The organism is Citrobacter sp. TBCS-15 (genome assembly GCF_005280815.1).
Classification (GTDB): Bacteria; Pseudomonadota; Gammaproteobacteria; order Enterobacterales; family Enterobacteriaceae; genus Citrobacter; species Citrobacter werkmanii.
In genome coordinates this window covers 129,662-136,173 of sequence record NZ_SZWK01000120.1, presented here as the reverse complement: position 1 = coordinate 136,173, position 6,512 = coordinate 129,662, and the positions used below count along the sequence as shown (strand labels likewise).

General features: G+C 48.7%; 4 protein-coding genes. All 4 read left to right on the top strand.

Features of this window, described 5'->3' with window-relative positions; genetic code table 11:
- Nucleotides 1–262 precede the first annotated feature (262 nt).
- The 4 genes from FDW96_RS11670 (at nucleotide 263) to fumA (ending at nucleotide 6,413) form a co-directional block, all read left to right on the top strand.
- Nucleotides 263–1,894: a sensor histidine kinase gene (locus tag FDW96_RS11670; RefSeq protein WP_042312887.1), complete on the top strand. Its 1,632-nt coding sequence runs from the start codon at nucleotides 263–265 to the stop codon at nucleotides 1,892–1,894.
- Nucleotides 1,891–2,610, top strand: coding sequence for a two-component system response regulator DcuR (gene dcuR / locus FDW96_RS11665; protein WP_042312889.1), 720 nt, complete (start codon nucleotides 1,891–1,893; stop codon nucleotides 2,608–2,610). Before FDW96_RS11670 ends, dcuR begins: the two co-directional genes overlap by 4 nt.
- 719 nt (nucleotides 2,611–3,329) lie before the next feature.
- Nucleotides 3,330–4,670 carry an anaerobic C4-dicarboxylate transporter DcuB gene (gene dcuB / locus FDW96_RS11660; RefSeq protein WP_003031873.1) on the top strand — a complete coding sequence of 447 codons (1,341 nt, stop codon included), beginning with the start codon at nucleotides 3,330–3,332 and terminating at the stop codon, nucleotides 4,668–4,670.
- Nucleotides 4,671–4,766: 96 nt separating this feature from the next.
- Nucleotides 4,767–6,413, top strand: a complete 1,647-nt coding sequence (gene fumA / locus FDW96_RS11655) for a class I fumarate hydratase FumA (RefSeq protein ID WP_137361361.1) — start codon at nucleotides 4,767–4,769, stop codon at nucleotides 6,411–6,413.
- Nucleotides 6,414–6,512 lie beyond the last annotated feature (99 nt).

Sequence of the window (6,512 nt, the reverse complement as noted above, 5' to 3'; positions counted from 1 at the left end):
AAATGACTGACTGCTGCATTCCACAGCAAAACCCCGCCTTATACCAATTTACACACAGAGTTATCCACAATCGCCGAAAAATTACTGATGCGCATTGCTGAAAAGTGGAGAGAACCGGTCCAGAGATCTCTATATAGAAAGCAATTCACACTACATATATAGAAGAAGGACTGACAACTTAAGTCCCATAATCCCTACCACCTTTGAATTACGCATCCCATCAGGCAATAATACCCGCACAAACCGTGATTCCAGGACCGTGATGAGATACTCACTGCAACGTACAGCTATACGCAAACGCCCGATGAAGCTCGGCACTACCGTGATCCTCATGGTCAGTGCAGTACTCTTCTCAGTGCTGCTTGTTGTTCATCTGATTTACTTTTCGCAAATCAGCAACATGACGCGCGATGCGTTAGCGGATAAAGCGCTTGCGGTCGCGCGGACGCTGGCAAACTCGCCGGAGATCCGTCAGGGATTAATGAAAAAACCTGAGGAAAGTGGCATTCAGGCGATTGCCCAGGCGGTGAATAAGAGCAACGATTTTTTGTTCATCGTCGTCACCGATATGCAAAGCATTCGTTACTCCCATCCCGAAGCGCAGCGAATCGGTCAGCCATTTAAAGGCGATGACATTTTGCTGGCTCTGCAGGGCAAAGAGAATGTTGCCATTAATCGTGGGTTTCTGGCTAAAGCTCTGCGCGTGTTTACCCCTATCTATGATGAGCATCACCGACAGATTGGCGTGGTGGCGATCGGCCTTGAGCTAAGCAGAGTGACTGAGCAGATCAATAACAGTCGCGGCAGCATCTTCTGGTCCATCTTGTTTGGCGTTCTGGTTGGGTTACTCGGCACATGGGTATTCGTCAAAGTCCTTAAGCGCATTCTGTTTGGCCTGGAGCCGTATGAAATCTCCAATCTGTTCGAACAACGCCAGGCGATGCTGCACTCTATAAAGGAAGGTGTCATTGCTGTTGACGAGTGTGGTGAAGTCACGCTGATAAACCAGGCGGCGCAGGAACTGCTTGATTACCACAAATCACAAGACGATGCTCAACTCTCAACGCTCAGCCACGCGTGGTCACAGGTGGTCGATTTTTCGCAGGTGCTACGCGATGGAACGCCACGCCGCGATGAAGAGATCACGGTGAAAGATCGGCTACTCTTAATTAATACTGTTCCGGTACTCAGCAACGGAAAAATCATCGGGGCCATTTCAACGTTCCGCGATAAAACTGAAGTTCGGAAATTGATGCAACGCCTGGACGGTATGGTTAACTATGCCGACGCACTTCGTGAACGATCCCACGAATTCATGAACAAATTGCACGTGATTCTGGGATTATTGCACCTGAAAAGTTATAAGCAGCTTGAAAATTACATCCTGAAGACCGCGAACAATTATCAGGAAGAGATTGGCTCACTGTTAGGAAAAATAAAATCTCCGGTGATCGCTGGATTTTTACTCAGCAAGATTAATCGCACATCTGATTTAGGCCATAGTCTGGTCATTAGCAATGAAAGCCAATTGCCGGAAAACAGCAATGAAGATCAGGTAGCGGTGCTGATTACCGTTTTGGGGAATTTGATTGAAAACGCCCTGGAGGCGCTAGGTCAAGAACCGGGTGGCGAGATCAGCGTATCCTTGCACTATCGACACGGCTGGTTGCATTGCGAAGTGAATGACGATGGTCCAGGGATCGTCCCTGAACACATTGAGCACATCTTTGAAAAGGGCGTCTCGTCAAAAGGAACCGAACGAGGCGTCGGTTTAGCACTTGTGAAACAGCAGGTTGAAAGTGTTGGCGGCAATATTTCCGTCGAATCTGAACCTGGGGTCTTCACCCAATTTTTTGTACAGTTACCGTGGAATGGTGAGAGGGCCAGCAGATGATCAATGTCTTAATTGTCGATGACGATGCAATGGTAGCGGAATTAAATCGTCGTTATGTCGCACAACTCTCCGGTTTTCATTGCTGCGGAACAGCCTCTACGCTGGAGAAAGCCAAAGAGATCATCTTTCATAGCGGTCATCATATCGATTTGATTTTGCTGGATATTTACATGCAAAAAGAAAACGGTCTGGATCTGCTGCCCGTTCTGCACAGCGAAGGCTGCAAGTGTGATGTTATTGTCATCTCTTCCGCCGCTGACGCCACCACCATCAAAGACTCGCTTCACTATGGTGTCGTTGACTACCTGATCAAACCTTTCCAGGCCTCCCGTTTTGAAGAAGCGCTAACCGGCTGGCTACATAAGAAAACAGAGATGGAAAAGCATCAGTACTATGAACAGTCTGAGCTTGACCAACTGATTCACGGCAGCTCCTCCAGTGAACAGGAAGTACGTCGCTTACCGAAAGGATTAACGCCACAAACATTACGCACGCTGTGCCAGTGGATAGATGAGCACCAGGATCAGGAGTTCTCTACGGATGAGTTGGCCAATGAGGTCAATATCTCTCGTGTTTCTTGCCGAAAATACCTTATCTGGCTGGTTAATTGTCACATCTTATTTACCAGCATCCACTATGGCGTGACCGGTAGACCTGTTTATCGTTACCGCGTTCAGGCTGAGCAATACTCATTGCTTAAACAATATTGCCAATAAATACATTTTTGGGATTATTTGTTATTTGAAAGTAACAATTATTAAAATAATGAAAAATCCCTATTTTACTGGCTGAAGCAGACGCTTTATTAATTTGCGTTAGATCAAATATATTTGTACACAACATGTCAAACGCTATATTTCAATATTGATAAACATCACACTGTTTTTAATTTCAAAATCGCTAACAAAAGTTAATTAAGTATTATCTAACTCGCAGAGTGTGTATTTTTACCCATAAAGGATTAGTCTGCAATTAACCAGACATACAAAATCTAGACTGGTAGCAATGGAGACCATGCTACGTACCATGGACACCGTACATTTTTGTGAGCAAATAAAAGCATCCGCATGCCAATCTCATTACATCATGAAATGGCGTGACCGTGATCACATAAATAACCCACTCACTCATTCTGTCGGTGGTTCATACCATAGCGGAAAACGCAAAACAGATAAATTACAGCGTCAACCGCAGCTCTCTATGCCCAGTTATGCTTCCCATCGCCTGAGGATTCTCTCCTCTGTTCAACGCCACAGAAAAAAGCTAAATATCGCCATAACTTAAAAAAAACATTCTAGCAAGACATTTGAACATTAATCGCAAATACGGACATATCGAATACTGACCATTTTTTGATGCCTATTCTGGCAAAAAAGAATGTGGCACAGATCCATTTTTCAAAAAATTGACTGGGTTTTTCGCGAGGGTAAATAAAATGTTATTTAGTATACAACTTCTCATAATATTAATATGTTTGTTTTATGGTGCCAGAAAAGGTGGTATCGCACTGGGCTTATTAGGCGGTATCGGCCTGGTCATTCTGGTTTTCGTTTTCCATCTCCAGCCGGGTAAACCACCTGTAGACGTTATGCTGGTTATTATTGCCGTGGTGGCCGCATCGGCAACTTTGCAAGCATCCGGCGGCCTTGACGTTATGCTGCAAATTGCTGAAAAGCTGTTGCGCCGTAACCCAAAATACGTTTCCATCGTCGCGCCGTTTGTTACCTGCACTCTGACAATTCTCTGTGGTACAGGCCACGTGGTATACACCATCCTGCCAATCATTTATGACGTTGCCATTAAGAACAATATTCGCCCGGAACGTCCGATGGCGGCGAGTTCTATCGGTGCGCAGATGGGTATTATCGCCAGCCCGGTTTCCGTTGCCGTTGTGTCACTGGTCGCCATGCTGGGTAACGTGACGTTTGAAGGCAAACATCTCGAATTCCTCGACCTGCTCAGCATCACCATCCCATCTACCCTGCTGGGTATACTGGCTATCGGTATTTTCAGTTGGTTCCGTGGTAAAGATCTGGATAAAGATGAAGAATTCCAGAAGTTTATTTCCGTACCTGAAAACCACAACTATGTTTATGGCGACACCGCCACGCTGTTAGACAAAAAACTGCCGAAAAGCAACTGGCTGGCTATGTGGATCTTCCTTGCCGCTATCGCCGTTGTTGCCGTGCTCGGCGCATTCTCTGAGCTGCGCCCTACCTTCAGCGGCAAACCGCTGTCCATGGTGCTGGTTATCCAGATGTTCATGCTTCTGACCGGTGCGCTGATTATTATCCTGACGAAGACCAATCCCGCTTCAATATCTAAAAACGAAGTCTTCCGTTCCGGTATGATCGCGATTGTGGCGGTGTACGGTATTGCCTGGATGGCCGAAACAATGTTCGGCGCGCACATGACGGAAATCGAAGGTGTGCTGGGCAATATGGTGAAAGAGTACCCGTGGGCCTATGCAATTGTTCTGCTGCTGGTATCCAAGTTTGTAAACTCCCAGGCAGCGGCGCTGGCGGCGATTGTTCCAGTCGCGCTGGCAATCGGGGTTGATCCAGCGTACATCGTTGCTTCGGCGCCGGCATGTTACGGTTACTACATTCTGCCGACCTACCCGAGCGATCTGGCTGCTATTCAGTTTGACCGTTCCGGTACCACCCACATCGGCCGCTTCGTTATCAACCACAGCTTCATTCTGCCTGGTTTGATCGGCGTAAGCGTATCCTGTGTCTTTGGTTGGATCTTCGCCGCAATGTACGGTTTCTTGTAATTACAGTTCACGTGCCGTCCACGTTGGTACGGCACGCCACCGTTAAGACACAGAGAATTTTAAAATTCCTGAGAAAAATGAAAAGGCTGGAAGCAAATGTCAAAAGTTGAATTCACTTACCAGGCGGCTTTCCCACTGGGGGAAGACAAAACTGAGTACTACCTGCTGACATCCGATCACGTCAGCGTCGGCGAGTTTGAAGGCGAGACAATCCTGAAAGTAGCCCCTGAAGCACTTACGCTACTGGCCCAGCAAGCCTTCCACGATGCCTCCTTCATGCTCCGCCCTGAACACCAACAGCAAGTCGCCTCAATTCTCCATGATCCCGAAGCCAGCGAAAACGATAAGTACGTAGCGCTGCAGTTCCTGAGAAACTCTGAAATCGCCGCCAAAGGCGTATTGCCAACCTGCCAGGACACCGGTACGGCCATTATCATGGGTAAAAAAGGCCAACGCGTATGGACCGGCGGCGGCGATGAAGCAGCGCTCTCCAAAGGCGTATTTAATACCTATATTGAAGATAACCTGCGCTACTCGCAAAACGCGGCGCTGGATATGTACAAAGAAGTGAATACCGGCACCAACCTGCCTGCGCAAATCGATCTGTACAGCGTGGACGGTGACGAATACAAATTCCTGTGCGTGGCCAAAGGCGGTGGCTCAGCCAACAAGACCTATCTGTATCAGGAAACTAAAGCGCTGCTGACTCCCGGAAAACTGAAAAACTTCCTGGTGGAAAAAATGCGCACGCTGGGTACCGCAGCTTGCCCGCCGTACCATATTGCATTCGTCATTGGCGGCACGTCAGCGGAAAGCACCCTTAAAACGGTGAAGCTGGCCAGCACACACTACTATGATGCACTGCCGACTGAAGGCAATGCCCACGGCCAGGCGTTCCGCGATCTGCAACTGGAACAGGAACTGCTGATCGAAGCACAGAAACTCGGCCTCGGCGCTCAGTTTGGTGGGAAATACTTCGCGCATGACATCCGCGTGATCCGCCTGCCTCGCCACGGCGCGTCCTGCCCGGTCGGTATGGGCGTTTCCTGCTCCGCGGACCGTAACATTAAAGCCAAGATTAACCGCGAAGGGATCTGGATTGAAAAACTGGAACATAATCCAGGCCAATATATCCCAGAATCTCTGCGCCAGGCTGGCGAAGGCGAAGTGGTTAAAGTCGACCTTAACCGCCCGATGAAAGAGATCCTCGCCCAGCTTTCGCAGTATCCGGTTTCTACCCGTCTGTCACTGAGCGGCACGATTATTGTTGGTCGTGACATCGCCCACGCGAAGCTAAAAGAGCGTATTGAGTCCGGCGAAGGTCTACCGCAGTACGTGAAAGATCATCCGATCTACTACGCGGGCCCGGCAAAAACGCCAGCAGGTTATCCGTCCGGCTCTTTAGGCCCGACTACCGCAGGTCGTATGGACTCCTATGTTGACCTGTTGCAGTCACACGGCGGCAGCATGATCATGCTGGCAAAAGGTAACCGTAGCCAGCAGGTGACAGACGCTTGCCACAAACACGGCGGTTTTTACTTAGGCAGCATCGGTGGACCGGCAGCGGTACTGGCACAGCAGAGCATTAAGCATCTGGAATGCGTGGAATACCCGGAGCTGGGTATGGAAGCTATCTGGAAAATCGAAGTAGAAGATTTCCCGGCGTTCATCCTGGTCGATGATAAAGGCAACGATTTCTTCCAGCAAATCGTCAGCCAACAATGCGCTAACTGCGCGAAGTAACCTATTCGGCCCGGCACTGGACTGACTCTAAACTTTTGGCGTCAGTCCAGCGATCCCCCCGGGCCACCTTAATCCCCCCATTTACAGGCGTTGAATTTT

Bases quoted from the DNA above. Each gene is read 5' to 3' on its own strand.
- dcuB (WP_003031873.1), top strand. From the start codon at position 3,330: ATGTTATTTAGTATACAACTTCTCATAATATTAATATGTTTGTTTTAT.
- fumA (WP_137361361.1), top strand. From the start codon at position 4,767: ATGTCAAAAGTTGAATTCACTTACCAGGCGGCTTTCCCACTGGGGGAA.
- dcuR (WP_042312889.1), top strand. From the start codon at position 1,891: ATGATCAATGTCTTAATTGTCGATGACGATGCAATGGTAGCGGAATTA.
- FDW96_RS11670 (WP_042312887.1), top strand. From the start codon at position 263: ATGAGATACTCACTGCAACGTACAGCTATACGCAAACGCCCGATGAAG.